This is a genomic window from Geodermatophilus sp. SYSU D00684 (assembly GCF_054050455.1).
The window spans coordinates 33,896-59,593 of record NZ_JBJGZI010000022.1; the positions used below are offsets into that span (position 1 = coordinate 33,896).

General features: G+C 77.4%; 32 protein-coding genes. 22 read left to right on the forward strand and 10 right to left on the reverse strand.

The window, feature by feature from the left end; translation table 11 throughout:
* Window positions 1–125 precede the first annotated feature (125 nt).
* The 3 genes from rplQ (at window position 126) to truA (ending at window position 1,997) form a co-directional block, all read left to right on the forward strand.
* Complete coding sequence (rplQ, locus tag ACI79L_RS16575) at window positions 126–767, forward strand: 50S ribosomal protein L17 (protein ID WP_456937833.1); 642 nt, start codon at window positions 126–128, stop codon at window positions 765–767.
* Window positions 764–1,141: a hypothetical protein gene (locus ACI79L_RS16580; RefSeq protein ID WP_456937834.1), complete on the forward strand. Its 378-nt coding sequence runs from the start codon at window positions 764–766 to the stop codon at window positions 1,139–1,141. Before rplQ ends, ACI79L_RS16580 begins: the two co-directional genes overlap by 4 nt.
* Window positions 1,142–1,214: 73 nt before the next feature.
* On the forward strand, window positions 1,215–1,997 hold the full coding sequence (truA, locus tag ACI79L_RS16585; RefSeq protein ID WP_456937879.1) for a tRNA pseudouridine(38-40) synthase TruA: 783 nt from the start codon (window positions 1,215–1,217) through the stop codon (window positions 1,995–1,997).
* Between the two features lie 76 nt (window positions 1,998–2,073).
* Here the strand turns inward: truA and ACI79L_RS16590 are convergent, their stop codons facing one another.
* Complete coding sequence (locus tag ACI79L_RS16590; protein ID WP_456937835.1) at window positions 2,074–2,736, reverse strand: NAD(P)H-binding protein; 663 nt, start codon at window positions 2,734–2,736, stop codon at window positions 2,074–2,076.
* Window positions 2,737–2,768: 32 nt separating this feature from the next.
* Window positions 2,769–3,359, reverse strand: coding sequence for a molybdenum cofactor guanylyltransferase (gene mobA / locus ACI79L_RS16595; protein ID WP_456937836.1), 591 nt, complete (start codon window positions 3,357–3,359; stop codon window positions 2,769–2,771).
* 41 nt (window positions 3,360–3,400) lie between these two features.
* Here mobA and fdhD point away from each other — a divergent pair, with 41 nt between their 5' ends.
* Window positions 3,401–4,237 (forward strand): formate dehydrogenase accessory sulfurtransferase FdhD, encoded by an 837-nt coding sequence (gene fdhD, locus ACI79L_RS16600; protein WP_456937837.1) that lies wholly within the window; start codon window positions 3,401–3,403, stop codon window positions 4,235–4,237.
* On the opposite strand, the gene ACI79L_RS16605 is transcribed toward fdhD, so the two are convergent.
* Genes ACI79L_RS16605 through moeA form a run of 4 tightly spaced genes read right to left on the reverse strand, consistent with a single transcriptional unit; the run spans window position 4,155 to window position 6,890 of the window.
* Window positions 4,155–4,745: a DUF6578 domain-containing protein gene (locus ACI79L_RS16605; protein WP_456937880.1), complete on the reverse strand. Its 591-nt coding sequence runs from the start codon at window positions 4,743–4,745 to the stop codon at window positions 4,155–4,157. The genes fdhD and ACI79L_RS16605 overlap by 83 nt on opposite strands.
* Window positions 4,742–5,242 carry a MogA/MoaB family molybdenum cofactor biosynthesis protein gene (locus tag ACI79L_RS16610; RefSeq protein ID WP_456937838.1) on the reverse strand — a complete coding sequence of 167 codons (501 nt, stop codon included), beginning with the start codon at window positions 5,240–5,242 and terminating at the stop codon, window positions 4,742–4,744. The genes ACI79L_RS16605 and ACI79L_RS16610 overlap by 4 nt, the downstream gene beginning before the upstream one ends.
* Window positions 5,230–5,700 carry a cyclic pyranopterin monophosphate synthase MoaC gene (gene moaC, locus ACI79L_RS16615; RefSeq protein WP_456937839.1) on the reverse strand — a complete coding sequence of 157 codons (471 nt, stop codon included), beginning with the start codon at window positions 5,698–5,700 and terminating at the stop codon, window positions 5,230–5,232. The genes ACI79L_RS16610 and moaC overlap by 13 nt, the downstream gene beginning before the upstream one ends.
* Window positions 5,697–6,890, reverse strand: a complete 1,194-nt coding sequence (moeA, locus tag ACI79L_RS16620) for a molybdopterin molybdotransferase MoeA (protein ID WP_456937840.1) — start codon at window positions 6,888–6,890, stop codon at window positions 5,697–5,699. The genes moaC and moeA overlap by 4 nt, the downstream gene beginning before the upstream one ends.
* Before the next feature lie 69 nt (window positions 6,891–6,959).
* On the opposite strand from moeA, the gene ACI79L_RS16625 reads away from it, so the two are divergent.
* From ACI79L_RS16625 to ACI79L_RS16685, 13 genes are all read left to right on the forward strand, one after another.
* Window positions 6,960–7,925 (forward strand): PfkB family carbohydrate kinase, encoded by a 966-nt coding sequence (locus tag ACI79L_RS16625; protein ID WP_456937841.1) that lies wholly within the window; start codon window positions 6,960–6,962, stop codon window positions 7,923–7,925.
* Window positions 7,926–7,999: 74 nt separating this feature from the next.
* The gene (locus tag ACI79L_RS16630; RefSeq protein WP_456929478.1) at window positions 8,000–8,485 is read left to right on the forward strand and encodes a beta-class carbonic anhydrase; all 486 of its coding nucleotides are present in this window, start codon (window positions 8,000–8,002) and stop codon (window positions 8,483–8,485) included.
* 45 nt (window positions 8,486–8,530) lie between these two features.
* Window positions 8,531–8,842 carry a hypothetical protein gene (locus ACI79L_RS16635; protein WP_456937842.1) on the forward strand — a complete coding sequence of 104 codons (312 nt, stop codon included), beginning with the start codon at window positions 8,531–8,533 and terminating at the stop codon, window positions 8,840–8,842.
* A 115-nt stretch (window positions 8,843–8,957) separates the two neighbouring features.
* Window positions 8,958–10,166, forward strand: coding sequence for a DUF7373 family lipoprotein (locus ACI79L_RS16640; protein ID WP_456937843.1), 1,209 nt, complete (start codon window positions 8,958–8,960; stop codon window positions 10,164–10,166).
* A 209-nt stretch (window positions 10,167–10,375) separates the two neighbouring features.
* Window positions 10,376–10,819, forward strand: a complete 444-nt coding sequence (rplM, locus tag ACI79L_RS16645; RefSeq protein WP_456937844.1) for a 50S ribosomal protein L13 — start codon at window positions 10,376–10,378, stop codon at window positions 10,817–10,819.
* Entirely contained in the window at window positions 10,816–11,235 is a 420-nt protein-coding gene (gene rpsI / locus ACI79L_RS16650) for a 30S ribosomal protein S9 (RefSeq protein ID WP_456929476.1), read from the forward strand. Before rplM ends, rpsI begins: the two co-directional genes overlap by 4 nt.
* 11 nt (window positions 11,236–11,246) lie before the next feature.
* The gene (glmM, locus tag ACI79L_RS16655) at window positions 11,247–12,596 is read left to right on the forward strand and encodes a phosphoglucosamine mutase (protein WP_456937845.1); all 1,350 of its coding nucleotides are present in this window, start codon (window positions 11,247–11,249) and stop codon (window positions 12,594–12,596) included.
* A gap of 69 nt (window positions 12,597–12,665) precedes the next feature.
* Window positions 12,666–13,505 carry a DUF427 domain-containing protein gene (locus ACI79L_RS16660; protein WP_456937846.1) on the forward strand — a complete coding sequence of 280 codons (840 nt, stop codon included), beginning with the start codon at window positions 12,666–12,668 and terminating at the stop codon, window positions 13,503–13,505.
* A gap of 88 nt (window positions 13,506–13,593) precedes the next feature.
* Complete coding sequence (gene glmS / locus ACI79L_RS16665) at window positions 13,594–15,468, forward strand: glutamine--fructose-6-phosphate transaminase (isomerizing) (RefSeq protein ID WP_456937847.1); 1,875 nt, start codon at window positions 13,594–13,596, stop codon at window positions 15,466–15,468.
* A gap of 120 nt (window positions 15,469–15,588) precedes the next feature.
* A complete protein-coding gene (locus ACI79L_RS16670) occupies window positions 15,589–15,966 on the forward strand; it encodes a holo-ACP synthase (protein ID WP_456937848.1) in 378 nt (125 codons plus the stop codon).
* Window positions 15,963–17,417: an NAD(P)H-hydrate dehydratase gene (locus ACI79L_RS16675; protein WP_456937849.1), complete on the forward strand. Its 1,455-nt coding sequence runs from the start codon at window positions 15,963–15,965 to the stop codon at window positions 17,415–17,417. The genes ACI79L_RS16670 and ACI79L_RS16675 overlap by 4 nt, the downstream gene beginning before the upstream one ends.
* A complete protein-coding gene (alr, locus tag ACI79L_RS16680; RefSeq protein ID WP_456937850.1) occupies window positions 17,414–18,544 on the forward strand; it encodes an alanine racemase in 1,131 nt (376 codons plus the stop codon). The genes ACI79L_RS16675 and alr overlap by 4 nt, the downstream gene beginning before the upstream one ends.
* Before the next feature lie 20 nt (window positions 18,545–18,564).
* Window positions 18,565–19,764, forward strand: a complete 1,200-nt coding sequence (locus ACI79L_RS16685; protein WP_456937851.1) for an alpha/beta fold hydrolase — start codon at window positions 18,565–18,567, stop codon at window positions 19,762–19,764.
* Between the two features lie 3 nt (window positions 19,765–19,767).
* Here ACI79L_RS16685 and ACI79L_RS16690 read toward each other — a convergent pair whose 3' ends face one another.
* Complete coding sequence (locus tag ACI79L_RS16690; protein ID WP_456937852.1) at window positions 19,768–20,319, reverse strand: TIGR04222 domain-containing membrane protein; 552 nt, start codon at window positions 20,317–20,319, stop codon at window positions 19,768–19,770.
* 102 nt (window positions 20,320–20,421) lie between these two features.
* On the opposite strand from ACI79L_RS16690, the gene ACI79L_RS16695 reads away from it, so the two are divergent.
* The 5 genes from ACI79L_RS16695 to tsaD are packed head-to-tail and all read left to right on the forward strand — an operon-like array spanning window position 20,422 to window position 23,638.
* Window positions 20,422–21,054, forward strand: coding sequence for a uracil-DNA glycosylase (locus ACI79L_RS16695; protein WP_456937853.1), 633 nt, complete (start codon window positions 20,422–20,424; stop codon window positions 21,052–21,054).
* A complete protein-coding gene (tsaE, locus tag ACI79L_RS16700) occupies window positions 21,051–21,512 on the forward strand; it encodes a tRNA (adenosine(37)-N6)-threonylcarbamoyltransferase complex ATPase subunit type 1 TsaE (RefSeq protein ID WP_456929467.1) in 462 nt (153 codons plus the stop codon). Before ACI79L_RS16695 ends, tsaE begins: the two co-directional genes overlap by 4 nt.
* Window positions 21,513–21,523: 11 nt before the next feature.
* Complete coding sequence (gene tsaB / locus ACI79L_RS16705) at window positions 21,524–22,159, forward strand: tRNA (adenosine(37)-N6)-threonylcarbamoyltransferase complex dimerization subunit type 1 TsaB (protein ID WP_456937854.1); 636 nt, start codon at window positions 21,524–21,526, stop codon at window positions 22,157–22,159.
* Window positions 22,156–22,608: a ribosomal protein S18-alanine N-acetyltransferase gene (gene rimI, locus ACI79L_RS16710; protein ID WP_456937855.1), complete on the forward strand. Its 453-nt coding sequence runs from the start codon at window positions 22,156–22,158 to the stop codon at window positions 22,606–22,608. Before tsaB ends, rimI begins: the two co-directional genes overlap by 4 nt.
* Entirely contained in the window at window positions 22,601–23,638 is a 1,038-nt protein-coding gene (tsaD, locus tag ACI79L_RS16715; RefSeq protein ID WP_456937856.1) for a tRNA (adenosine(37)-N6)-threonylcarbamoyltransferase complex transferase subunit TsaD, read from the forward strand. The genes rimI and tsaD overlap by 8 nt, the downstream gene beginning before the upstream one ends.
* Before the next feature lie 28 nt (window positions 23,639–23,666).
* Here the strand turns inward: tsaD and ACI79L_RS16720 are convergent, their stop codons facing one another.
* The 3 genes from ACI79L_RS16720 to ACI79L_RS16730 are packed head-to-tail and all read right to left on the reverse strand — an operon-like array spanning window position 23,667 to window position 25,641.
* Complete coding sequence (locus tag ACI79L_RS16720; protein ID WP_456937857.1) at window positions 23,667–24,149, reverse strand: Clp protease N-terminal domain-containing protein; 483 nt, start codon at window positions 24,147–24,149, stop codon at window positions 23,667–23,669.
* Window positions 24,149–24,391: an RNA polymerase subunit sigma-70 gene (locus ACI79L_RS16725; RefSeq protein WP_456937858.1), complete on the reverse strand. Its 243-nt coding sequence runs from the start codon at window positions 24,389–24,391 to the stop codon at window positions 24,149–24,151. Before ACI79L_RS16725 ends, ACI79L_RS16720 begins: the two co-directional genes overlap by 1 nt.
* A gap of 32 nt (window positions 24,392–24,423) precedes the next feature.
* The gene (locus ACI79L_RS16730; RefSeq protein ID WP_456937859.1) at window positions 24,424–25,641 is read right to left on the reverse strand and encodes a THUMP-like domain-containing protein; all 1,218 of its coding nucleotides are present in this window, start codon (window positions 25,639–25,641) and stop codon (window positions 24,424–24,426) included.
* Between the last annotated feature and the right edge of the window lie 57 nt (window positions 25,642–25,698).

Sequence of the window (25,698 nt, forward strand, 5' to 3'; positions counted from 1 at the left end):
CGACCGCCGCCCGGCCGGACCGCGTGGGCCCGGCTGAGGCGGGTCCGCCACACTGACACAGCGACGACAGCACCACCTGGATGCAGCCGGCACACGCCCGCCCGGCCGCCTGAGGAAGGACCGACATGCCCACCCCCACCAAGGGCCCCCGTCTCGGCGGGTCCGCCTCCCACGAGCGGCTGATGCTGGCGAACCTGGCCACGTCGCTGTTCGAGCACGGGCGGATCACCACCACCGAGGCGAAGGCGAAGCGGCTGCGCCCGTTCGCCGAGAAGCTGGTCACCTTCGCCAAGCGCGGTGACCTGCACGCGCGCCGCCAGGTGATGACGGTCATCCGGGACAAGGACGTCGTCCACCACCTGTTCGCCGAGATCGGCCCGCGCTTCGAGAACCGGCCCGGCGGCTACACCCGCATCACCAAGGTCGGCCCGCGCAAGGGCGACAACGCCCCCATGGCCGTCATCGAGCTCGTCGAGGCGCTGACCGTGGCCCAGCAGGCCGTCGGTGAGGCCGAGCGCGCCCGTGGCACCCGCTTCGCCGCCGGCGCCGGCGCGGCCGCCGCCTCCGGTGAGGTCACCGCGGACGCCGTCGAGACCGCCGCGGCCGACGAGGACACCACCGCGGCCGACGAGACCGAGGCCGAGGCCGAGGCCACCGACGTCGAGGCGACCGACGCCGACGACGCCGCCGTGGCGACCGACGCCGGCGACGCCGCCGTGGCCGCCGATGCCGAGGCCCCGGCCGAGGACGCGGACGGCTCCAAGTGACCGAGCAGCCGGGTCAGGGCGGCGACGCCGGCGCGGCCGGGGTCTCCGCCGGCGGCGGCGACCAGGGCGCGACGTCCGTGGGCGAGACCACCGGTCCCGGTGGTGACACCTCGCCGGCCGTGACCTCCGGTGAGGTCGACGCCGAGGCGCAGGAGGTCGTGACCGACCTCTACAACCCGGACGGCGAGCGCCAGGACGACGGCGACGTGACCCCCGAGCCCAAGGCCGAGAACCTGGCCGTGGTCGAGGACCCGGTGCTGTCCCCGGACGTGGCCGCCGCGGCGGCCGCCGAGGTCGAGGCCGCCGAGATCGGCGACGCCGCGACCGCGGGCACCCACGCCCCCGGCGGCGAGTCCGCGCCCGACCCGAAGTGACCCGCTGCTGAACACCGAGCACCACCGCGACGAGCCCGCTCCCGATCCCGGGGGCGGGCTCGTCCGTCTCCGGCTGTCGGTCGCCTACGACGGCACGGACTTCTCCGGCTGGGCCCGCCAGCCCGGGCGGCGCACCGTGCAGGGCGAGCTGGAGGCCGCGCTGGCCACCGTGCTGCGCGCGCCGGTCGAGCTGACCGTGGCCGGCCGCACCGACGCGGGCGTGCACGCCACCGGCCAGGTCGCGCACGCGGACGTCCCGCGCGCCGCCTGGGAGGAGCAGCGCGAGCGCCTCGTCCGCAGGCTGCGCGGCCTGCTGCCGCCGGACGTGGCGGTGCCCGCCGTCGCCGAGGCGCCGCCGGGCTTCGACGCCCGCTTCGGCGCGCTGGCGCGGCACTACGTCTACCGGCTCACCGACAGCGACGCCGGACCGCCGCCGCTGCGCCGGGCGGACACGGTGGGCTGGCCCCGCCGGCTCGACGCCGCCGCGATGGACGCCGCCGCCCGTCTGATGACCGGCGTGCACGACTTCGCCGCCTTCTGCCGCCGCCGGGAGGGCGCCACGACCGTCCGCACGCTGCTGGAGCTGGCCGTGACCCGCGACGGCGACCTGGTCACCGTCCGGGCCTCCGCGGACGCCTTCTGCCACTCGATGGTGCGCAGCCTCGTCGGCTCGCTGGTCGCGGTCGGGGAGGGGCGCCGGGCGCCGGAGTGGCCCGCCGGCCTGCTCGACCGCCGGGAGCGGGCGGGCGAGGTCGTCGTCGCGCCGCCCGGGGGGCTCACGCTGGTGCGGGTCGACTACCCGGACGACGCCGACCTCGCCGCCCGCGCACTGGTCACCCGCGCCCGCCGCGACTAGTGGGAGGACCCCCTCCTGGGTCCCCTCGTCCGCTCGGGGACGCCCTGGAGGGGGCCGACGAGCCGGAACTCGACGCTCACGGCAGTGCGGCCACGGCGTCGGCGACCGGGGTGTCGCCGGACACCAGCTCCACGACCTCGTTCGTCTTGCCCGAGTCGAGGAAGGCCAGCAGGACCGCGGCGACGTCGTCGCGGGGGACCTCGCCGTACTCCACGCCGTGGGCGAGGGTGACCCGGCCGGTGCCGGGCTCGTCGGTGAGCCGCCCGGGCCGCACGATCACGGTGTCCAGCGCGGTGCGCGGCAGGATGACGTCCTCGGCGCGCAGCTTGGCCTGCAGGTAGACGGCGAACACCGGGTCCATGCCCTTCGGGGTCCCCTGCCGGGCCTGCTCGACGCCCATCGAGGACACCAGCAGGTAGGGGCGGACGCCGGCGCGCTCGGCGGCGTCGGCCAGCAGGACCGCGGCGCCGTGGTCGACGGTGTGCTTGCGCTCCGCGCCGCTGCCCGGGCCGGCGCCCGCGGCGAACACGACGGCGTCGGCGCCGCGGACGACCTCCGCGACGTCGTCGACCGAGGCGGACTCCAGGTCGAGCACCGCGGGCGTGACGCCGTCGGCCTCGAGGTCGGCGGCGTGGCCGGGGTTGCGGACGATGCCGACGACGGTGTCCCCGCGCCCGGCGAGCAGCCGGCCGAGGCGGCGGGCGACCTGACCGTGGGCACCGGCGATGACGACGCGCATGCCGCCGTCCTACCACCCGGCGGCCGGGGCGGTCACCCGCCGGCGTCCCTGCGGGCCCGGGCGAGGTCGGCGGGGGTGTCGCAGTCGGTCCACGGCGGCGGGGTGCCCGGCTCGCGGGCGGGGGCGTGGCGCGTCACCGCCAGCCGGCCGACGACCCGGCGGACCGGCACCGGGCCGTCCGCGCCGGCCACGGCCGCGCGCAGGGCCGCGGTGCGCCAGACGCCGAGCAGGTACTGGTCGCGGCCGGCGTCGTCGACGACCAGGACGCCGTCGGCGGTCAGCCGCGCCCGCAGGTCGCGGACCAGCGCGGGGGTCACGAACGGCAGGTCCCCGGCGAGGACGGCGACCACCGGGGTGTCGACGGCGGCGAGCCCTGCGCGCATCGCCGCGACCGGCCCGCCGCCGGGCGGCCGCTCCCGGACGACGCGGACGCCGTCGGGGACCGGCTGCGGCGGCCCGACGACGACCCGCGGCGCGGCGTCGGGGACCGCGGCGAGGACGGCCGCGAGCATCGTCCGGCCGCCGACCTCGAGCTGCGGCTTGGCCTGCCCGCCCAGCCGGGCCGCGCGGCCGCCGGCCAGGACCACCGCCGCGTAGGGCGGGAGCGGGTCCGGGGCGGTCACGGTCCGACCGTAGGGGCCCGGCGTGGGTACCGTGCCCGTTCGTGGGACGAGTCACCAGCCGCACCCCCGTGCTGCGCATCCGGGGCCCCGTGCGCACCACCCGGCCCGACACGGTGGCCGCCGAGGAGCCCCTGGAGATCCGGCTGGCCGGGTCGCCGCTGGCGGTCACCATGCGCACGCCCGGCGCCGACTTCGACCTGGTGCACGGCTTCCTGGCCACCGAGGGCGTCATCGGTGGCGTCGAGGACGTCGCCGGGCTGCGCTACTGCGACTCGGTGGACGCCGAGGGCCGCAACACCTACAACGTCGTCGACGTCGACCTGGCGCCCGGCGTCGAGCCGCCGGACACCGCGCTGGACCGCAACTTCCTCACCTCGAGCTCGTGCGGCGTCTGCGGCAAGGCGAGCATCGACGCGATCCGCACCCGCACGCGGTACGACGTCGCCGGCGACGGCACCCGGCTGGAGCTGGCCACGCTGCTGGCGCTGCCCGACCGGCTGCGGGCGGCGCAGGAGGTGTTCACCAAGACCGGCGGCCTGCACGCGGCGGGGCTGTTCACCGCCGACGGCGAGCTGGTGGCGCTGCGCGAGGACGTCGGCCGGCACAACGCGGTGGACAAGGTGATCGGCGACGCGCTGCGCGCCGGCCGGATGCCGCTGGCCGGGCACGTGCTCATGGTCAGCGGCCGGGCCAGCTTCGAGCTGACGCAGAAGGCGGCGATGGCCGGCATCCCGGTGCTGGCCGCGGTGTCGGCGCCGTCGTCGCTGGCGGTGGAGCTGGCCGCCGACGTCGGCATCACGCTGGTCGGCTTCCTCCGCGGCGACGGCTGCAACGTCTACAGCCGCCAGGAGCGCATCGTCCTCGACGACCAGCGCTGACCTCGGCCCAGCCGGAGCCCCACCAGCACGCCGCTCTCCCGGCGGGACGAGAGCGGGAGCGGCTGCTCACGGGACCGGGGTCGAACCACCGGGGACCGCGGTCGACCGGCCGGAGCTCGAACTCGCCGTCCACCGGGTCGTACGTGCGCGGAGGTCGCAGCCGCCAGGTCCGCACGACGACGTGGACGCGCACCACGCGGCCGGGAACCGGCGGCACCTGCTCGGGGACCTGCCCGTGGGCGTCGGCCAGGAGGGCCCCGCGGCCGGGCACCTCGGCGCCGCCCGCGCGCCACCGGGCGGTGAGCCGCTCGTGCCGCAGGAGGAGGCCGAGGTCCGTCGCACCGGACAGCGGGCGCGCACGCCAGGGGACCTGCCGGGCGCCGGGGCCGGCGGGGTCGTCGACCCACTGCAGCGGCCAGCTCACGCGGTCACCCCGCCCGGGCGGCGGCCGGCAGCACTCGATCTCCCGGTCGGCGAGGAAGACCTCGACGTCGGGCTCCTCGCTCAGTGGTCGCCGCCGCGGAGCTGGCTGACCACGTGGGGGAGCAGCGGCCCGAGGACGGCGAGCCCGTCGCGCACGCCGCCGGTGGAGCCGGGCAGGTTCACGACCAGCGTCCGCCCCGCGGTGCCGGCGATCCCCCGGGACAGCACCGAGGTCGGAACCGTGCCCTCGCCGTACCGGCGCACCGCCTCCGCCAGCCCCGGGGCCTCCCGCTCGACCACCGCGCGGGTGGCCTCGGGCGTGACGTCGGTGGGGGAGAGCCCGGTGCCGCCGGTGGTGAGGACGACGTCGGCGCCCGACGCCACCGCCTCGCGGAGGACGGCGGCCAGCGCGTCGACGTCGTCGGGGCGCACGTGCGGCCCCTCGACCACGAACCCGAGCGAGCGCAGCCCCTCGGCCAGCGCCTGCCCGCTGCGGTCCTCGTAGACCCCGGCCGAGGCGCGGTTGGACGCGGTGACGACGACGGCGCGGGCGCCCTCGGGGAGCTCGCTCACCGCCGCCACTCGCCGCTCCTGCCGCCGGACTTGGCCAGCAGCCGCACGTCGGTGATCGAGGCCCGCGGGTCCACGGCTTTGACCATGTCGATCACCGTCAGCCCGGCGACGGCGACGGAGGTCAGCGCCTCCATCTCCACGCCGGTGCGGTCGGCGGTGCGGGCGGTGGCGGTGATCTCCACGGCGTCGTCGGCGACCTCGACGTCGACGGTGACGCCGTGCAGCGCGATCGGGTGGCACAGCGGCACGAGGTCCGGCGTCCGCTTGGCCCCGGCGATGCCGGCGATCCGCGCGACGGCCACGGCGTCCCCCTTGGGCACGCCCTCGCCGCGCAGCAGCGCCACCACCTCGGGGCTGACCAGCACCCGCCCGGCGGCGGTGGCCTCACGGGCGGTCACCGGCTTGGCGGAGACGTCGACCATCCGGGCGGCGCCCCGCTCGTCGACGTGCGTGAGACGGTCGGTCACTGCAGCGCTCCCTCGATCAGGACGACGTCGACCTCGGCGCCCGCGGGCAGCTCGGTGACGTCCTCGGGCACGACGACCAGGCAGTTGGCCCGGGCCAGGTGGGCGACCAGGTGCGAGCCGGGCCCGCCGACCTGGGAGACGCGGCCGGCGTCGTAGCGGCCGCGGAGGAACTGCCGGCGCCCGGCGGGGGAGCGCAGCGGCGCGGTGAGCACCGCGGGCGCCCGCAGCCGGCCGGGTGCGGCGTGCCCGAGCGCCCGGCGCAGCGCCGGGCGGACGAACACCTCGAAGGACACGAACGAGCTCACCGGGTTGCCCGGCAGCGTGACCACCGGCACGCCGTCGACGGTGCCGCACCCCTGCGGGCCGCCCGGCTGCATGGCGACCTTGACGAACTCGACGGTGCCGAGCGTGCCGAACGCGTCCTTGACCACCTCGTAGGCGCCGGCGCTCACGCCGCCGCTGGTGACCAGCAGGTCGGCGTCGGCCAGCTCGGCGCGCACGGTGGTGAGGAACTGGCCGACGTCGTCGGGCACGAAGTGCAGCCGGCGCGCGGTGCCGCCGGCGTCCTCGACCGCGGCGCACAGCAGCAGCGAGTTCGACTCGTACACCTGCCCGGGCAGCAGCGGCTCGCCCGGCTCGACCAGCTCGCTGCCGGTGGACAGCACCAGCACCCGCGGGCGGCGGCGCACCCACAGCGTCCGGGCGCCCACCGCGGCGGCCAGGCCGAGCTGCGCGGCGCCCAGCGGGCTGCCGGCCTCCAGCGCGACGGTGCCGGCGGTGATGTCCTCCCCGGCGCGGCGCAGGTGGGTGCCCGCCGCGGGCGCGTCGCGGATCTCGACGACGGCGGTGGCGGCGTCGGTGAGCTCGACCGGGACCACGACGTCGGCGCCCGGCGGCAGCAGCGCGCCCGTCATGATCCGCTGCACGGTGCCCGGGGCGAGGGGGGCGACGTCGGTGCGGCCGGCCGGGACGTCGTCGGCCACCGGCAGCCGGGCGGGGAGCGCGCCGAGCTCGGCGGACCGGGCGGCGTAGCCGTCCATCGCCGAGTTGTCGAAGCCGGGCAGCGGCACCTCCGCGACGACGTCGCGGGCCAGCACCCGGCCGTGCGCCGCGGCCAGCGGCACCTCCTCCTCGCCGAGCGGGGCGAGCAGGGCGGCGACCACCGCCTGGTGTTCCTCGACCGTGCGCACCCGGTCATCCTGGCGGATGGGCCCCGGCCCGGCTGGCGGGTGCCCGGCGCCGCGGGCAGCGTGGGCCGGGTGACCGACGTCGTGGTGCTCGGGCAGGCGGGGCGGGACCTGGTGCTGCAGGTCGGGCGGCTGCCGTCCGCGGGCGGCTCGGCGGAGGTGCTCCGCCGGGTCGAGGTGCTCGGCGGCAAGGGCGCCAACCAGGCGGTGGCACTGGCCCAGCTGGGCGTCCCGGTGGCGCTGGTCGGCGTGGTGGGGGACGACGGGGACCCACTGCTCGCGCAGGCGAGGGCCGACGGCGTGGACGTGTCCGGCGTGCGCCGGCGGCCGGGCGTCCCCTCCGCGCTGCTGGTCGACGTGGTGGGGCGCGGGGGCGCGCGCCGGCTGCTCGAGGACGTCCCGGACGGCGTGCTGCTCACCGCCGACGACGTCGCCGCGGCCGCCGACCTGGTGGCCGGGTGCCAGGCGCTGTCGCTGCAGCTGCAGCAGCCGGGGGAGGCGGTGCGCGCGGCGCTGGAGCTGGCCCGCCCGGACGCCCTCGTCGTCGCCGACGGCGCCCCCGCCGACGACGCCACCCGCGACGCGCTGCTCGCCCGTGCCGCCGTGCTGCGCGCCGACGCGCAGGAGGCCGCGCTGCTGGTCGGCCGGGACCTCGACGGCGTCGACGCCGTCCGGGAGGCCGCGCTCGAGCTCCGGGCGGCGGGACCGCGGCTGGTGGTGCTGTCCGCGGGCGCCGACGGCGAGGTGGTCGCCTGGCGCGCCGGCGGGACGCGGGCCACGGGCGGCGCGGACTGGCCGGCCGACGGGGTGGTCCGCGTGCCGCTGTCGGACACCGACCCCGTCGACCCGACCGGCGGCGGGGACGCCTACGTCGCCGGGCTGGTCGCCGCGCTGCTCGGCGGCGCCGGCCCGGCCGAGGCCGCCCGGACCGCCTCGGCGGCGTCCACGCACACCGTGCGGCGGCTCGGCGGCCGCCCGGACCTCTCCCCGGCGGCGCTCGCGGGCCAGGTCGCCCGCGAGCGCGTGGTGCGGGCATAGGAAGCTGTCCCCACGTCCGCGCGCCCGAGACGCGCGGAGGGCTTCCTGCCCCACCACACGAGAGGAGCGCCCGCGTGGCCGAGTACGAGCGGATGCTGGCCGCCAACGAGGAGTGGGCCCGCGACTTCCAGGGCGGGCTGCCGGTGGCCCCGGCGCGCAAGGTCGCCGTCGTCGCCTGCATGGACTCGCGCATGCCGCTGTTCCCGCTGCTCGGCCTGGCCGTGGGCGACGCGCACGTCATCCGCAACGCCGGCGGGGTGGTCACCGAGGACACCATCCGCTCGCTGACCATCTCCCAGCACGTGCTCGGCACCCGCGAGATCGTGCTGGTGCACCACACCGACTGCGGCCTGCAGAAGACCGACGACGCCTCGTTCGCCGACCTGGTCGAACAGGCCACCGGGGTCCGGCCGCCGTGGCCCGCGCGCACGTTCACCGACGCCGACGAGGACGTCCGCGAGTCGATCCGGCTGCTGCAGGAGAGCCCGTTCCTGCTGTCCAAGGAGATCTGCGGCACCGTCTACGACGTCGAGACCGGGCTGCTGCACCGGGTCGCCTGACCGCGCCACCTGCACGGACCCGATCCGGAACGACTCCGTTCGCGGGTGACCGTCACCACGGTCACCGTCCGCACCACCGTCGCCGGCGTCGCCGCCCTGGTGATCAGCCGGTACGGCGACGCGCGCCCCCCGCAGGACGGGGCGATGCGGACCACGCAGGTCGAGGCGCTGATCAGCCGGACCGCCGACGGGCAGCTGTGCCCGGAGGCGCTGCCGGCCGCCACCAGCGGCGCCCACACCGGCCGCCCGTACGAGGCGTTCACCGGCTCGGAGAGCGGTGCGGTGCAGCAGTGCCAGGGCGGCTCGGGCCACACCTCTGGTACGGCACCGGGAAGGTCGACGCGCTCGCCGCGGTGACCGCCGCCCGCTGACCGGACGGCACGACGGAGGGGCCGGGTGCGCGGTGCACCCGGCCCCTCCCGCGTCCGCGGGTGCGTGACCTGCGAGGACGCCGCCCCTAGGCTCCCCGCCCGTGACGGGGACACGGGGACGACGGCTGGCCGCCGCGGGCGCCGCGGTGGCCGCAGCGGCGCTGCTGGCGGGGTGCACGAGCACGGTGACCGGGACGGCCACCCCGCCGGCCGCTGCCGCGCCGACGACGGGCGAGCCGCCGGCGACGACGACGCCGTCCGGGCCGCCGGTCGACGTCACGCCGGCCCCCGAGCCGACCGTCGGCACCCTGCTGGAGGCCCACCGCATCGCCTCGGTGACCTCGCTGGTGCAGGCCACCTTCCCGGCGCGGACGGACACCTGCTTCCCGTCCGGGCCGTGGAGCGACTCCGGCGCCCTCGACGCCGCCTACTTCGGCACCGGGACGGCGGGCCCGATCCTCGACCGCTGGGGCTTCGTCACCGCCTGGGGCCAGTGCAACAGCGACCCCGCCGACGGCGCCGGCACCCTGACCCTGGTCGCCGAGCTGTCCGACCCCGAGTCCGCGCGGCGGGCGGCCGCGGAGCTCGCCGCCGACCAGGCCGGGGGCTACCAGGCGGCCGAGATCCCCGGCGTCGACGGCGAGGTGCTGCTGCAGGAGGGCGGTGGGGAGGACGTCGTCCAGGCGTTCGTGCCGGTCGGCCGGATGCTCGCCTACGCGTACCACAGCACCGGCCCCGGTCAGGGCCTCGACGACGTCGGCCGGCTGATGACCGACCAGGTCGGGCTGCTGCAGGGCTTCACCCCCACGCCGCAGGCGCAGGTGCCCACGCTGCCCACCGACCCGGTCGGCCTGCAGCCGCTCACCCTGGACCCGCCCGGCGACTTCACGGAGTTCTCCGGGCCCTATGACCTCGAGGGCTACCTGCGGCTGGCGATCGACCCGGCCCGGGAGCGCGACCTGCTGTCGGCCAACGGGTTCCGCGGCTTCTACGCCAAGCAGTCCGACGAGGACGAGCTCAGCTACGCGGTGGCGCTGTACGCCTTCCCGACGTCGGCGGAGACCAACGCCGTCTACACGACGTTCGCCGAGCTCGAGGGCGCCGAGTTCGGTGGCACGCGGTTCACGCTCCCCTCGGTCCCCGACGCCCCGTGCTTCTGGTTCCAGGCGGGGGAGAGCTACTACCAGCGCTGCTACGTCGGCTACGGCAGCCACCTCGCCAGCGTCGACGTCCTCGGCCTGGCCGCCGCCGACGACGTCGCCGCGATGGACCGGCTGCTGCCCGCGCAGCGCGACCTGATCGCCGGTTGAAGGGCCCTCCTGCCCCCCCGCTCGCTCCGCTCGCGGCGGGACCCTGCAGGAGGGCCGTTCCAGCACGTCACCTCGGCCTGTCGGGTGGGCTGGTATCGTCGTCGGCTGGTGCGCGGCCGCCGGCTGGTGCGCGCGCGCCGTCGGCGTCTCCCGTCCTCGGTGAGGCGATCCCACCAGCCGCCCCGACGACGACGGAGGACACGAGCGCCGTGCGCACGTACTCACCCAAGCCCGGCGAGGTCACCCGCGCCTGGCACGTCATCGACGCCACCGACGTGGTGCTCGGTCGACTCGCCAGCCAGGTCGCGACCCTGCTGCGCGGCAAGCACAAGCCCCAGTTCGCCCCGCACGTCGACGTCGGTGACTTCGTCGTCGTCGTGAACGCGAACAAGATCGCCCTCACCGGCTCCAAGCGCGACCAGAAGACCGCCTACCGGCACTCCGGCTACCCGGGCGGCCTGCGCGCGATCAACGTCGGCGACCAGCTGCGCACCCACCCCGACCGCGTCGTCGAGCGCGCGGTGAAGGGCATGCTGCCGCACAACAGCCTCGGCCGGCAGATGATCAAGAAGCTGAAGGTGTACGCGGGCCCCGAGCACCCGCACGCCGCCCAGCAGCCCGAGACGTTCGAGATCAAGCAGGTGGCCCAGTGACCTCTCCCCTCACCGTGACCGACGCCGAGGGGCGCCCGGTCCAGACCGTCGGCCGGCGCAAGGAGGCCATCGTCCGTGTGCGGCTCGTGCCCGGCACCGGCCAGTTCCGCCTCAACGGCCGCAGCCTCGAGCAGTACTTCCCGAACAAGGTCCACCAGCAGCTCATCCGCGAGCCGTTCGTGACCCTCGAGAAGGCCGAGCAGTACGACGTCGTCGGCATCCTCAAGGGCGGCGGCGTCACCGGCCAGGCCGGCGCGCTGCGCCTGGCGATCGCCCGCGCCCTGATCGAGGTCGAGGCCGAGGACCGCCCGGCCCTCAAGAAGGCCGGCTTCCTCACCCGCGACGCGCGGGTCAAGGAGCGCAAGAAGTACGGCCTCAAGAAGGCCCGCAAGGCTCCTCAGTACTCGAAGCGCTGACCGGCACCGCCGTGGGTCGCCTCTTCGGGACCGACGGCGTCCGGGGTCGGGCCAACGCCGACCTCACGCCGGAGTTGGCCCTCTCGGTGGCGCGTGCCGCCGCCAGCGTGCTCGCCGACCGCGACGGGACCTCGCGTCCCGTCGCGGTCGTCGGGCGTGACCCCCGCGCCAGCGGGGAGATGCTCGAGGCCGCCGTGGTGGCGGGCCTCGCGAGCGCCGGCGCCGAGGTGCTGCGCGTCGGCGTGCTGCCCACCCCGGCCGTCGCCTTCCTCACCGCCGAAACCGGCGCCGACCTCGGCGTCATGATCTCGGCCAGCCACAACCCGATGCCCGACAACGGCATCAAGCTGTTCAGCCGCGGTGGCCACAAGCTGCCCGACGCGGTCGAGGCGGCGATCGAGCAGACCATCGCCACCTCCCGCCGCAGCACCGACGGCCACCGCCCGACCGGCGCCGGCATCGGCCGGGTCCGCGACCTGCCCGGCGCCGGCGAGGACTACGCCAAGCACCTGCTGTCGACGCTCCCGGCGTCGGTGTCCGGCCTGCGCCTGGTCGTCGACTGCGCGCACGGCTCGGCCGCGACCGTCGCCCCCGACGTCTACCGCCGCGCCGGCGCCGAGGTCACCGTCATCGGCGGCGAGCCCGACGGCTGGAACATCAACGACGGCATCGGCTCCACCCACCTGGGCCCGCTGACCGACGCCGTCCGCGAGACCGGCGCGGACCTCGGCATCGCGCACGACGGCGACGCCGACCGCTGCCTCGCGGTCACCGCCGACGGCCGGGTGGTCGACGGCGACGCGATCCTCGCCGTGTGCGCGCTGGCGCTCAAGGAGCGCGGCGAGCTCGCCGGGGACACCGTCGTCGCCACGGTGATGAGCAACCTCGGCTTCCACCACACGATGCGCGACGCCGGCATCGCGGTGCACACCACCGCCGTCGGCGACCGCTACGTGCTCGAGGCGCTGCGCGAGCAGGGGCTCAGCCTCGGCGGAGAGCAGAGCGGCCACCTGGTCTTCCTCGACCACGCCACCACCGGCGACGGGCTGCTCACCGGGCTGTCGCTGCTGTCCCGCGTGGCCGCCACCGGCAGCTCGCTCGCCGACCTCGCCTCGGTGGTGCGCCGGCTCCCGCAGACCCTGGTCAACGTCCCGGTCCGCGACCGCATCCGGGTCGTGGAGAGCGAGGCCGTGGGCAGCGCGGTCAACGCCGCGGAGGCCGAGCTCGGCGACGACGGCCGGGTGCTGCTGCGGCCCTCGGGCACCGAGCAGCTCGTCCGCGTGATGGTCGAGGCGCCCACCCAGGAGCTCGCCGACGGGATCGCCTCCCGGCTCGCCGCGGTCGTCGCCGCCGTCGACTGACCGCCCGGGCTGGACCGGGGCGGCGCCCCGGGACGAGCATGGCGCCCACCGGCCCGGCGGGAGGACGCCATGACCGTGCGGATGCGCGACCTGCTCGGCGGGGCCGTCGGCCGGCTCCGGTACGAGCCCACCGCCAAGCGGGTGCGGGCCGAGGCCGACGGCGTCGTCGTCGCGCTCACCGACCGGGCGCTGCTGGTGTGGGAGCCCCGGCGGGTGGTGCCCGCGTACGCCGTCCCGCGCGAGGACCTGCGCGGGACCCTGACCCCCGCCCCGGCCCCGCCCCCGGACGTGCCGGCGGGCACCGGCTTCGCCGTCCCCGACGTGACCGCGCTGCGCGTCCTCGACCCGCGGGTCCCGTTCTCCGTGCGCAGCACGCCGGGGGAGCCGGTGGCGGTGCGGGTGCCGGGCAGCGACCGCGTCGTCGAGGGGTTCTGCCCCGCCGACCCGGCGCTGGCCGGGTACGTCGTCCTGGACTTCGGCGGCTGCGACGCCTGGTACGAGGAGGACGAGCCGCTGCACGGGCACCCGCGCGACCCGTTCCACCGGGTCGACGTCCGGGCCGGCTCGCGGTCGGTGCGGGTGTCGGCCGGCGGGCAGCTGCTGGCCGCCTCCTCCCGGCCGCGGCTGGTGTTCGAGACGCTGCTGCCGGTGCGCTGGTACCTGCCGGCCGAGGACGTCGTCGCCGACCTGGTGCCCAGCGGGACGCGCACGTGGTGCGCCTACAAGGGCGAGGCCGGCTACTGGTCGGTGCGGACCGGCGACGGGCTGGTCCCGGACGCGGTGTGGAGCTACCGCGACCCGCTGCCCGACGCGGCCCAGCTCCGGGGGCTGCTGTGCTTCTTCGACGAGCGCTTCGACGTGGCCGTCGACGGCGTGCCGCGCCCGCGCCCGGTGACGCCCTGGTCCTGACCGGCCCGGTGGGGCGGGTGGGACCGGCTCCGCGTCTCACACCGCAGAGGGACGGATCGGTCCCCCTTCCCCGGTAGCCTCGATGCACATGTGCGGCATCGTGGGTTACGTCGGCCCCCAGAACGCCCTGGACGTCGTCCTCGAGGGCCTGCGCCGGCTCGAGTACCGCGGGTACGACTCCGCGGGCGTCGCCGTCCGGGTGGACGGCGACGGCTCCGGTGAGCTGGCGTCGGCCAAGAAGGCGGGCAAGCTGGCCAACCTGGAGAAGGTCCTGGCCGACGCCCCGCTGCCGGAGGCGACGCTGGGCATCGGGCACACCCGCTGGGCCACGCACGGCGGCCCGACCGACCGCAACGCCCACCCGCACCTGTCGGCCGACGGCCGGGTCGCCGTCATCCACAACGGGATCATCGAGAACTTCGCGCACCTGCGCGCCGAGTGCGAGGCCGCCGGTGCCGAGATGCGCTCGGAGACCGACACCGAGGTCGTGGCGCACCTGCTGGCCGCCGCCTACGCGGAGCTGCCCGCGGGCCTGGGCCGCTTCGCCGAGGCGATGCGCGCGGTCAGCCGCCGGCTGGAGGGCGCGTTCACCCTCGTCGCCGCGCACGCCGACGAGCCCGACACGCTGGTCGCCTCCCGCCGCAACAGCCCGCTGGTGGTCGGCGTCGGCGACGGCGAGTACTTCCTCGGCTCCGACGTCGCGGCGTTCATCGCGCACACCCGCGAGGCCCGCGAGCTCGGCCAGGACCAGGTCGTCGAGATCGACCGCACCCGGGGCCTGACCGTCACCGACTTCGACGGCGCGCCCGCCGAGCCCGCCGCCTACACCGTCGACTGGGACGCCGCGGCCGCCGAGAAGGGCGGTCACGACTGGTTCATGCTCAAGGAGATCGCCGAGCAGCCGCAGGCGGTCGCCGACACCCTGCGCGGGCGCCTCGGCGAGGACGGCGAGCTGGTCCTCGACGAGGTGCGGCTGTCCGACCAGGACCTGCGCGACGTCGACAAGGTCTTCGTCGTCTCCTGCGGCACCAGCTACCACGCCGGGCTGATCGCCAAGTACGCCATCGAGCACTGGACCCGCATCCCGGTCGAGGTCGAGGTGGCCAGCGAGTTCCGCTACCGCGACCCGGTGCTCGACCGCTCCACGCTGGTCGTCGTCATCAGCCAGTCCGGCGAGACGATGGACACCCTCATGGCGCTGCGGCACGCCAAGGAGCAGAAGGCCCGCGTGCTGGCCATCTGCAACGTCAACGGCTCGACGATCCCGCGCGAGTCCGACGCCGTGCTCTACACCCACGCCGGCCCGGAGATCGCCGTCGCCTCCACCAAGGCGTTCCTGGCGCAGATCGTCGCCTGCTACCTGGTCGGGCTGTTCCTCGCCCAGGTGCGCGGCATCAAGTACGCCGACGAGGTCGGCTCGATCGTCCAGCAGCTGCAGCGGCTGCCCGAGGCGGTCGAGCAGGTGCTGACCCAGATGGAGCCGGTGCGGGAGCTGGGCCGGTCGCTGGCCGACTCGGACACGGTCCTGTTCCTCGGCCGCCACGTCGGCTTCCCGGTGGCGCTGGAGGGCGCGCTCAAGCTCAAGGAGCTGGCCTACATCCACGCCGAGGGCTTCGCCGCCGGCGAGCTCAAGCACGGCCCGATCGCGGTCATCGACGAGGGCACCCCGGTGGTGGTCATCGCGCCGTCGCCGCGCGGGCGCAGCCTGCTGCACGGCAAGGTCGTCTCGAACATCCAGGAGATCCGGGCCCGCGGCGCGCGCACCATCGTCATCGCCGAGGAGGGCGACGAGGACGTCGTCCCCTACGCCGACCACCTGATCCGGGTGCCGCGCACGCCCACGCTGCTCGCCCCCGTGGTGACCACCGTGCCGCTGCAGATCCTCGCCTGCGAGATCGCCGACACCCGCGGCTTCGACGTCGACCAGCCCCGCAACCTGGCCAAGAGCGTCACCGTCGAGTGAGCTCGTGCACGATCAGGTGAGCTGATCGTGCTGCGTCCTGGCTCGCCGTCGGCGGTGAGCCCGGACGCGTGACGGTGAGCCAGGACGGCGCGTCCGGCGGGCGCACGGCAGACTGGCCCGGTGATCGTGGGGGTCGGGATCGACGTGGTCCCCGTGACCCGTTTCGCCGAGTCGCTGGAGCGCACCCCCGGGCTGCGGGACCGGCTGTTCACCGCGGACGAGCAGACGACGCCGTCGGGGAGCCCCCGCACCGCGGAGTCGCTGGCCGCGCGGTTCGCCGCCAAGGAGGCGGTCGCCAAGGCCCTCGGCGCGCCCGGCTCGCTGCACTGGCACGACGTCGAGGTCACGGTCGGCGAGCGCGGCCGCCCGCACCTGGAGGTGCGGGGCACGGTCGCGAAGCGGGCCGCGGACCTCGGCATCGGCAGCTGGCACCTCTCGCTCAGCCACGACGGCGGCATCGCGTCGGCCGTGGTCGTCGCCGAGGGAGGCCCCGCGTGATCGGGCTGTCCACCGTCGCGGAGGTCCGCGCCGCCGAGGACGTATTGCTGGCCCGCACCCCCGAGGGCGCGCTCATGCAGCGGGCGGCGACCGGCCTGGCCACCGTCTGCCTGCGGCTGCTCGGCCGGGCGCACGGCGCGCGGGTCACCGTCCTGGCCGGCGGCGGCAACAACGGCGGCGACGCGCTGTTCGCCGGCGCGCGGCTGGCCGCCCGCGGCGCCCGGGTGACCGCCGTCCTGCTCACCCCGGACCGCGCCCACCCCGCCGGGCTGGCGGCGCTGCGCCGCGCCGGCGGGCGGGTCACCGGCCCGGACGGGCCCGACGGGCTGGACCGCGCCGACCTCGTCCTCGACGGCATCGTCGGCATCGGCGGCCGCGGCGGACTGCGGCCGGACGCCGCCCGGCTGGCCGGGCGCGCCGCCACCGGCCCGGGCATCACCGTCGCCGTCGACGTCCCGAGCGGCGTGGACGCCGACACCGGCGCGGTCGAGGGCGCCGCGTTCGCCGCCGTCCACACGGTCACCTTCGGCGCGGTGAAGCCCGGCCTCGTCGTCGGCGAGGGCCGCGGGCACGCCGGCACGGTGCACCTGGTCGACATCGGCCTGGGCCCGCACCTGGCGCCCGCGCGGGCGCACCGGCTCACCGACGGCGACGTCGCCGCGCACCTGCAGCCGCCCGGCGACGTCGACGACAAGTACTCCCGCGGCGTCGTCGGGATCGTGGCCGGCTCGGCCACCTACCCCGGCGCCGGGGTGCTGTGCACCGGAGCGGCGCTGCGCACCCGGCCGGGGCTGGTCCGCTACGCCGGCACCGCGGCCGACGGCGTGCGCGCCGCGTGGCCCGAGGCGATCGTCACCGCGGGCCGCCCCGGCGACGCCGGGCAGGTGCAGGCCTGGGTGGTCGGCCCCGGCATGGGCACCGACGACGACGCCCGCAGCGTGCTCGCCGAGGTGCTGGCCACCGACCTGCCCGTGGTGGTCGACGCCGACGCGCTGACGATGGCCGCCCGCGAGCCGGACCTCGTCCGCCGCCGGACCGCCCCCACCGTGCTCACCCCGCACGACCGCGAGTTCGAGCGCTTCGGCGTCGCGGTCGGCGCCGACCGGGTCGGCAGCGCCCGCCGGCTGGCCGCGGACCTCGGCGCCGTCGTGCTGCTCAAGGGCAGCGCCACCGTCGTCGCCGACCCCGACGGGACCGCGTTCGTCAACGGCACCGGCACCCCCGAGATGGCCACCGCCGGCACCGGCGACGTGCTGTCGGGGATCCTCGGCGCGCTGCTGGCCACCGGCAGCCCGGCGGCGGAGACCGCGGCGGCGGCCGCGCACCTGCACGGCCGCGCCGGTCAGGTCGCCGCGGAGACCGGGCCGGTGGTCGCCGGCGACCTGGTGCGGCGGCTCTCCGAGACGGTGGGCCGGGTGCGGAGCACCGGCCTGCGAGACTCGGGGGTGTGAGCGAACCCCGGGCCGAGGTGGTCGTCGACCTCGACGCGATCGCGGCGAACACCGCCGTGCTGCGCGAACGGGTCGGCCGGCCGCTCATGGCGGTGGTCAAGGCCGACGGCTACGGGCACGGACTGGTGCCCGCGGCCCGGGCGGTGCTGGCCGGCGGTGCCGACGCGCTCGGCGTCGCCGTCCTCGAGGAGGCGCTGGCGCTGCGGGCCGCGGGGGTGACCGCGCCGTTGCTGGCCTGGCTGCACACCCCCGGCACCGACTTCGCCCCGGCCCTGGAGGCCGACGTCGAGGTGTCGGTGAACGCGGAGTGGGGGCTGGCCGAGGTGGTCGCCGCCGCCCGCGCCACCGGCCGGACCGCGCGGCTGCACCTGTTCGCCGACACCGGCCTGTCCCGCGAGGGCGCCACGATGGCCGACTGGCCCGGCCTGGTCGCCGCGGCCGCCCGCGCGCAGGCCGACGGCGAGGTCGAGGTGGTCGGCCTGTGGAGCCACATGGCCTACGCCGACGCGCCGACCCACCCGACGATCGGCGCCCAGGTGCGGGTGTTCGACGAGGCCGTGGACCTCGCCCGCGGCGCCGGGCTGGACGGGCGGCGGCACCTGGCCAACTCCGCGGCCACCGTGGCGCTGCCGGACACCTGGTACGACATGGTCCGCCCCGGCATCGCCCTCTACGGGCTGGACCCGCTCGGCGGCGACCCGGCGGTGCACGGCCTGCGGCCGGCGATGACCGTGCGCGCGCGGGTGGCGCTGACCAAGCGGGTACCCGCGGGCGTCGGCGTCTCCTACGGCCACACCTACTCGCCGGTGACCGAGACCACGCTCGCGCTCGTGCCCGTGGGGTACGCCGACGGGGTGCCGCGGGCGGCGGGCAACCGGGCGCCGGTGCTCGCCGGCGGCACCCAGCGCACCATCGCCGGGCGGGTGTGCATGGACCAGTTCGTGCTCGACGTCGGTGACGCCGCCGTGGCGCCGGGCGACGAGGTGGTCCTCTGGGGTCCCGGCGACCGGGGCGAGCCCACCGCGCAGCAGTGGGCCGACGCGGTCGACACCATCCACTACGAGCTGGTCACCCGGGTCGGCGGGCGGTTCACCCGCCGGCACGTCGGGTCCGCGGGGGCGGTCTGATGGCACGCAGCAGGAGACCGGTGCGGCGCGCGGCCGCCCCGGCGCGGTCCGGTGTCGCCGGGGCGCTGGAGCGCCACCCGGCCGCCGGGATCGCCGGGGCCGTCGTCGGCCTGGCGGCGGCGAGCACCGCCGTCGGCGTGGCCGTCGCCCGGATCGCCACCCGCCGGGTGCGCGCCGAGCGGCTGAGTCCCGCCGGGGCGCTGCCCGAGGGTGCCACCGCCGCCGAGCTGCGCGAGGACGACCCGCTCGGCCCGGCCTCCCGCCGGGCCGACCGCACCGCGCTCGTCCAGGCCGACGACGGCGTGCTGCTGGCGGTGGAGGAGGTCGGCCCGCTCGACGCGCCGCTGACCGTCGTCTTCGTGCACGGCTACACGCTGTCGATGGCGTCGTGGACGTTCCAGCGGCGGTCGCTGGGCGCGCAGCTCGCCACCGCCAACGGGCACCGCCCCGCGGCCCGGCTGGTGTTCTACGACCAGCGCGGCCACGGGGGCTCCAGCCGCGGCCCGGCGGAGAACTCGACGATCGAGCAGCTCGCCGACGACCTCGCCGCCGTCATCGAGACCCGGGTGCCCGAGGGCCCGGTCGTGCTCGTCGGGCACTCCATGGGCGGCATGACCGTCATGGGCCTGGCCGACCTGCGCCCGGAGCTGTTCGGCACCAGGGTCGTCGGCGCGGCCCTGGTGTCGACGTCCAGCGGCAACCTGGCCGAGCTGGACTTCGGCCTGCCGGAGTTCCTGACCCGCGTGCGCGCCGCGGTGCTGCCGGTCGCGGCCTGGACGATGCGCCGCCGGCCGGCGTTCGCCGAGCGCACCCGCCGGCTGGCCGCCGACGTCGTCTCCGCGGCCACCTGGTCGCTGTCGTTCTCCTCCACCGACGTGGACCCGCGGCTGGGCCGCTACGTGGACGCGATGATCGGCGGCACCCCGGTCGACGTGATCGCGGAGTTCTACCCGGCGCTGGCCGGCCTCGACGAGACGGGCGCGCTCGAGCCGCTGCGCGGCGTGCCGACGCTGGTGCTCACCGGCGACGCGGACAAGATGATCCCGCGGGCGCACAGCGACACCCTCGTGGAGCTGCTCGGCGGCGAGAGCCCGATGGTCGAGTACGTCGTCGTGCCGGACGCCGGGCACCTGGTCCCGCTGGAGCGGCCCGAGGAGGTCACCCGGGCCCTGTCCGGCCTGCTGCGCCGCGTCGCCGCCGGGACGCCCGTCCGGGACTGACCCTCAGCCGCGCGCGTCGTACAGGCGGCCCATCAGCTCGTCGCGGGTGCGGTGGGCGGCCTCGCAGCCGTCGGCGAAGGTCAGCTCCCACGGCGTCCCGGCGCCGGGCACGACCGGACGGCGCGGGGGCTCCACCACCGCCGCCCGCAGCGCCGGGTCGGGCAGCTGCTGCGCGCCGTCCAGCGCCGCCCGGCGCACCGGGTCGGCGTCGCCGGCCCGCGCGTCCCGCAGCAGCCGCCGGCCCGCGGCGGTCGGGCCGAGCAGCCGGCCGAGCAGCCCCTCGTGCCGCAGCCGCCGCGCGACCTCGGCCACCCGGTCGTCGCCGAGCGCCCGCCAGCGGACGGTCTCGACCGAGCGGCGGCCCCGGGCCCCGACGGCGTCGAGCACCGCCGCCTCGACCGGGTGGCGACGTCGAGGGGAGACCACCTGCAGCTCGCCCGGGGCGACCGCGCGGACCCGGCCGGTGACCACCAGGGCCACCAGGGCGGTGTCGACCACCCGCTGGGTCCCGCCGGCGAGGCAGGCGACGTCGTACACGTCCGGCTGCGGCGTCATGGCGGCTCCTCCCGGCGCGGGGTCCCGAGCACAGGGTGAGCCTCCCGGGCCGTGGAGGGAAGCCCGGAGGCCCGGCCGCAGCGGCCCCCGTAGGGTCGGCGCGTGGCCGCCCCCCGTCCGCCCCGGTTCGACGCCGCGGCCGAGGAGGTCGCGCGCACCGCCGCGGCGGCCGCCGACTGGTCCGAGCTGGCCGCGGCCGCCACCCCCTGCGTCGCCTGCCCCGAGCTGGCCACCACCCGGCAGCACGTCGTCGTCGGGGACCCGCCGGTGCGCGGCCGCGCCCGGTTCGCGCTGGTCGGGGAGGCACCCGGCGCCAACGAGGACGAGACCGGCCGGCCCTTCGTCGGGAAGTCGGGGCAGCTGCTCGACCAGCTGCTCGCCGAGGCCGGGCTGGACCGCGCCGACGCGGCCGTGCTCAACATCGTGAAGTGCCGGCCGCCGGGCAACCGGACGCCGAGGACCCCCGAGGTGGCCCGGTGCAGCGGCTGGCTGCGCCGCCAGCTCGAGCTGCTCGACCCGCCCGTCGTCGTGGCGCTCGGGCTGTCGTCGGCCAAGTGGTTCCTCGGGCCGCGGACGGTGCTCGCCGAGGCTCGCGGCCGCCCGCACGACGTCGGCGGCCGCGCGGTCTGGGCGACCTACCACCCGTCGGCGGCGATCCGGTTCGGCCCGGCGGGGGCGCCGCGGGCCGGGCTGCTGGAGGACCTCACGTCGGTGGCGCGGAGCCTGGCCCGGTGAGGCGCGAGCACGAGCTGCCCACCCCCGAGGACACCCGGGCGCTGGGCGCGGAGCTCGCCGCCGTGGTGCGGCCGGGCGACCTCGTGGTCCTCACCGGGCCGTTGGGTGCGGGCAAGACCGCGCTCACCCAGGGCCTCGGCGCCGCGCTCGGGGTGACCGAGCCGGTCACCTCGCCCACGTTCGTCATCGCCCGCGTGCACCGCGGCGGGCGGCTGCCGCTGGTGCACGTCGACGCCTACCGGCTCGGCAGCGTGGCCGACGTCGACGACCTCGACCTCGACGCCTCCACCGAGGAGTCGGTGACCGTGGTCGAGTGGGGCGCCGGGCTGGTCGAGCGGCTGGCCGACGAGCACCTCGAGGTCCGGCTGGACCGCCGCGACGACGACGTCCGCACCGCCGTGCTCGTCCCGCACGGCCCCGGCTGGGAGGCCCGGCTCGACGGCGACCGGCCGGACTAACCTGGCGAGTCGTGCTCGTCCTCGCCCTCGACACCGCGACCCCCACCCTCGTCGCCGGGGTCGCCCGCCGCACCGCCGGGGACGTCGAGGTGCTCGCCGAGCGGGCGGTGCCCTCGGGCAACCGGCACGCCGAGCTGCTCGTCCCCGCCGTCCGCGAGGCGCTGGCCGCGGCCGGGCTGACCCTCGCCGGCGTCGACGCCGTCGTGACGGGCCTCGGCCCGGGGCCCTTCACCGGCCTGCGGGTCGGCGTCGTCACCGCCGCGGCGCTCGCCGACGCGCGCGGCGTCCCCGCCGTCGGGGTCTGCTCGCTGGACGCGGTCGGCTCCGGGCGCCGCACCGTGGTCACCGACGCCCGCCGCAAGGAGGTCTACTGGGCCGCCTACGACGACGCCGGCGCGCGGGTGGACGGTCCCGGCGTCGTCCGGCCCGAGGAGGCCGGGTTCCCCGGCCCGCTGGTCGGCGACCCGCGGTTCGCCGACCGGCTGGGCGCGCCCGTCGAGCCCGCCGAGGTCACCACCGCCGGGCTGCTGCGCGCGGCGGCGCCCCTGCTCGACGACCCGTCGTCCGCCGGGCCGCTGGTGCCGCTGTACCTCCGCCGGCCCGACGCCGTCCCGCCGACGTCGTTCAAGCCGGTGACCACCGCGTGAGCGCGCGGCTGCGGCCGATGCGGCTGGCCGACCTCGACGCGGTCCTCGCGCTGGAGGAGGAGCTCTTCGCGCCCGACACCTGGACCCGCGCGATGTACCGCGACGAGCTCGCCCGCACCGACACCCGCCACTACCTGGTCGCCGAGGACGAGGGGGCCGTGGTCGGCTACGCCGGGCTGATCGCCTACGACGACGAGGCGCACGTGGCGACCCTCGGCGTCGCGCGGGACCGGCAGGGCGAGGGGATCGGGGCGCGGCTGCTCGACGCGCTGCTCACCGAGGCCGACCGGCGCAGCCCGGTCGTGCTGCTCGAGGTGCGGGCGGACAACGAACTCGCGCAGGGCCTCTACCGGCGGCGCGGGTTCACCGAGATCGGCCGGCGGCGCGGCTACTACCAGCCGAGCAACACCGACGCGGTCGTGATGAAGAGGGAGAGGCTCCGTGGCTGACGAGCCGCTGGTCATCGGGTTCGAGACCTCCTGCGACGAGACCGGCGTCGGCGTCGTCCGCGGGCACACGCTGCTCGCCGACGCGCTCGCCACCTCGATGGCCGAGCACGAGCGCTTCGGCGGGGTGGTGCCCGAGATCGCCTCGCGGGCGCACCTGGAGGCGATGGTCCCGACCGTGCACCGCGCGCTGGCCGAGGCCGGGGTGTCCGCGGCCGACGTCGACGCCGTCGCCGTGACCGCCGGGCCCGGGCTCACCGGCGCCCTGCTGGTGGGGCTGGCCGCCGCCAAGGCGTACGCGCTCGCGCTGGACAAGCCGCTGTACGGGGTCAACCACCTGGCCGCGCACGTCGCCGTCGACGAGCTGCAGCACGGCCGCCTCGCCGAGCCGTCGCTGGCACTGCTGGTCTCCGGCGGGCACAGCTCGCTGCTGTTGGTGCCCGACCTGGCCCAGGAGGTGCAGTCGCTGGGCCGCACGATCGACGACGCCGCCGGCGAGGCCTTCGACAAGGTCGCCCGCGTGCTGGGCCTGCCCTTCCCCGGCGGCCCGCCGATCGACCGGGCCGCGCGCGAGGGCGACCCGGCGGCGATCGACTTCCCGCGCGGGCTCACCGACCCCCGCGACGCGCCCTACGACTTCAGCTTCTCCGGGCTCAAGACCGCCGTCGCGCGGTGGGTCGAGGCCCGGCGGGCGGCGGGGGAGCCGGTGCCGGTGGCCGACGTCGCGGCGTCGTTCCAGGAGGCGGTCGCCGACGTGCTGACCGCCAAGGCGGTGCGGGCCTGCCGCGAGCACGGCGTCGACCACCTGGTGCTCGGCGGGGGAGTGGCGGCCAACTCGCGGCTGCGGGCGCTGGCCGAGGAGCGCTGCGCCGCGGCCGGGATCGTGCTGCGGGTGCCCAGCCCGCGGCTGTGCACCGACAACGGCGCGATGGTCGCCGCGCTCGGCTCACGCCTGGTCGCGGCCGGCGTCGAGCCGTCGGCGCCCGAGCTGGGCGCCGACAGCTCGCTGCCGATCGACGTCGTCAGCCGCTAGGCGGCAGAAATGGCCATTTCTGCCGCGGTCAGCTGACGGCGCGGGCCGCGTCGCGCAGCCGGGCGCGGTCGACGCCGAGGTCGGCCAGCGCGCGGACGACGGTGCCGCGCTCGAGGTCGCACACCGCGGCGACGACGTGCGCGCCGCGCAGCGGGGAGCGCGCCGCCTTCGCCGCCGCGACCGCCGCCCGGAAGACCTGCTGGGCCTGCGGGGTCGAGCGCATCGGGCCGGTGGCGGGCCCGCGCAGCGCCGGCTCCCCGGTCCCGGTGCCCACCCCGACCGACGCGAGCGCGGCCGCGTGCGCCGCCTCGACGGCCGCGCGCAGGCGGTCGGCGTCGGTCCCGACCCGGGCGAGCGCGGCGGCGGCCGTGCCGTCGGGGAGCGCGGTGGCCGCGAGCAGGAGGTGCTCGGGGCTGGGCGTCGCCTCCCCGCCGCCGCGTGCCTCGGCCTCGGCGCCGGTGAGCAGCGCCCTCACCGTCCGCAGGTCCCGCACCGCGGTGACGATCCCCATCAGCTCTCTCCTCCTGGTCGGTGCCCGCGCCGCGCGCGGACCTCGGGGGCGAACCTCTTGTGGGCGGCCTGCGCGCTGATGCCGAGCGCCTCGCCGACCTGGGCCCACGTCCAGCCCCGGCCGACCGCCTCGACCACCGCCTCCACCTCCAGCCGGCTCGCCAGCCGGCGCAGGGCGACGACGGCGGCCAGGGCCGCCTCGGGGTCCTCGGGCCCGGGCACGGAGACCGGTTCGACCGCCACGCCATCAACCTAGGTTGATGCGGCGTCGTTCGTCAACCCGGGTTGATGACGTCGCACACGAGGGCCGTGGGAGCGCCCGCCACCCGGGTGACGACGACGGTCGCGCTGCCGGCGCCCGGGCCGCGCAGCTGCCGGGCGAGGGTCTCCGGCTCGATCGCCGACCCACGCTTCTTCACCACCACCCGGCCGACGCCGCGTGCCCGCAGCAGCGCGCGCAGCCGCTTGAGGGAGAACGGCAGCACCTCGTCGACCCGGTACGAGGTGACCCAGAGGGAGCCGGCCGGGGCGTCGGAGGTCAGGTAGGCGATCGTCGGGTCGACCAGCCTGGCGCCGAGCTCCGCGGCCGCCAGGGACACCAGCCCCGAGCGGATCACGGCCGGGTCGGGCTCGTGCAGCCACCCGCGGACCGGGCCGGCGTCGGCGGGACCCGGGTCGGCGTCCGCGGTCAGCTCGTGGACGGCGCCGTCGCGGACGACGGCCGCCCGCCGCCACACCTCCGACACCCCGCGGCCCCACAGCAGCGCCTCCACGACGGACCCGCGGACCGAGACCCACTCGGCCTCGACGCCGTCGGGCACCCGGTCGTGGTCGAGGCCGGGCGCCACCTTGACCACCGAGCGCGGCACCCGGTCGAGCAGCGCGGCCACCGTCGACCAGGGCGGCGACCAGCGGTCGGGGTCCAGCTGCCGCCGCCCGCCGGCCCGCCGGGCGGGGTCGAGGACGGCGGCCCCGCACCCGGCCACCTCCCCGCCGCGGGCGGCGTCCACCAGCTCGACGACGTCGCCGGCGACCACCCACACGTCGTCGTCCACCCCGAGCGCGGCGGTGTTGGCGGCGGTCAGCTCCCGCGCCACAGGGTCGCGGTCGACGGCGAGCACCCGCGCGCCGGCCCGCGCCAGCGCGACCGTGTCGGTCCCGGCCGCGCAGCCGAGGTCGGCGGCGGAGTCGGTGCCGTCGGCGAGCAGCCGGGCGGCGCGGCGGGCGGCCAGCTCGGGACGGCCGGCCTGCTCGAGGGTGTCGGCGGTGAGGAACAGCCGGTCGGCGTCGGCGCCGAACACCGGGCGGGCCCGCGCGCGCAGCCGGGCCAGCTCCCAGGCCGGGCCGGCCAGCTCCGGGCCGACCTCGGCGCGCAGCCGGGCCACGCCGGCGAGCACGTCGGCGCCCTCGGCCAGCAGCGCCGCCGCCCGCGCGGTCGCCGCGGCCCCCTCCGGAGTGCGCAGGAGGGCGACCGGGCCGGCGTCGTCGGGCACGGCGTCCAGCCTCCCGCAGGGCGGCGTCGCCCGACCCGGCGACCCGGTTGAGGGGCT

Bases quoted from the DNA above. Each gene is read 5' to 3' on its own strand.
- glmS (WP_456937847.1), top strand. From the start codon at position 13,594: ATGTGCGGCATCGTGGGTTACGTCGGCCCCCAGAACGCCCTGGACGTC.
- ACI79L_RS16590 (WP_456937835.1), bottom strand. From the start codon at position 2,736: ATGCGCGTCGTCATCGCCGGTGCCCACGGTCAGGTCGCCCGCCGCCTC.
- ACI79L_RS16660 (WP_456937846.1), top strand. From the start codon at position 12,666: ATGACCGTGCGGATGCGCGACCTGCTCGGCGGGGCCGTCGGCCGGCTC.
- ACI79L_RS16690 (WP_456937852.1), bottom strand. From the start codon at position 20,319: ATGACGCCGCAGCCGGACGTGTACGACGTCGCCTGCCTCGCCGGCGGG.
- rplQ (WP_456937833.1), top strand. From the start codon at position 126: ATGCCCACCCCCACCAAGGGCCCCCGTCTCGGCGGGTCCGCCTCCCAC.
- ACI79L_RS16720 (WP_456937857.1), bottom strand. From the start codon at position 24,149: ATGGGGATCGTCACCGCGGTGCGGGACCTGCGGACGGTGAGGGCGCTG.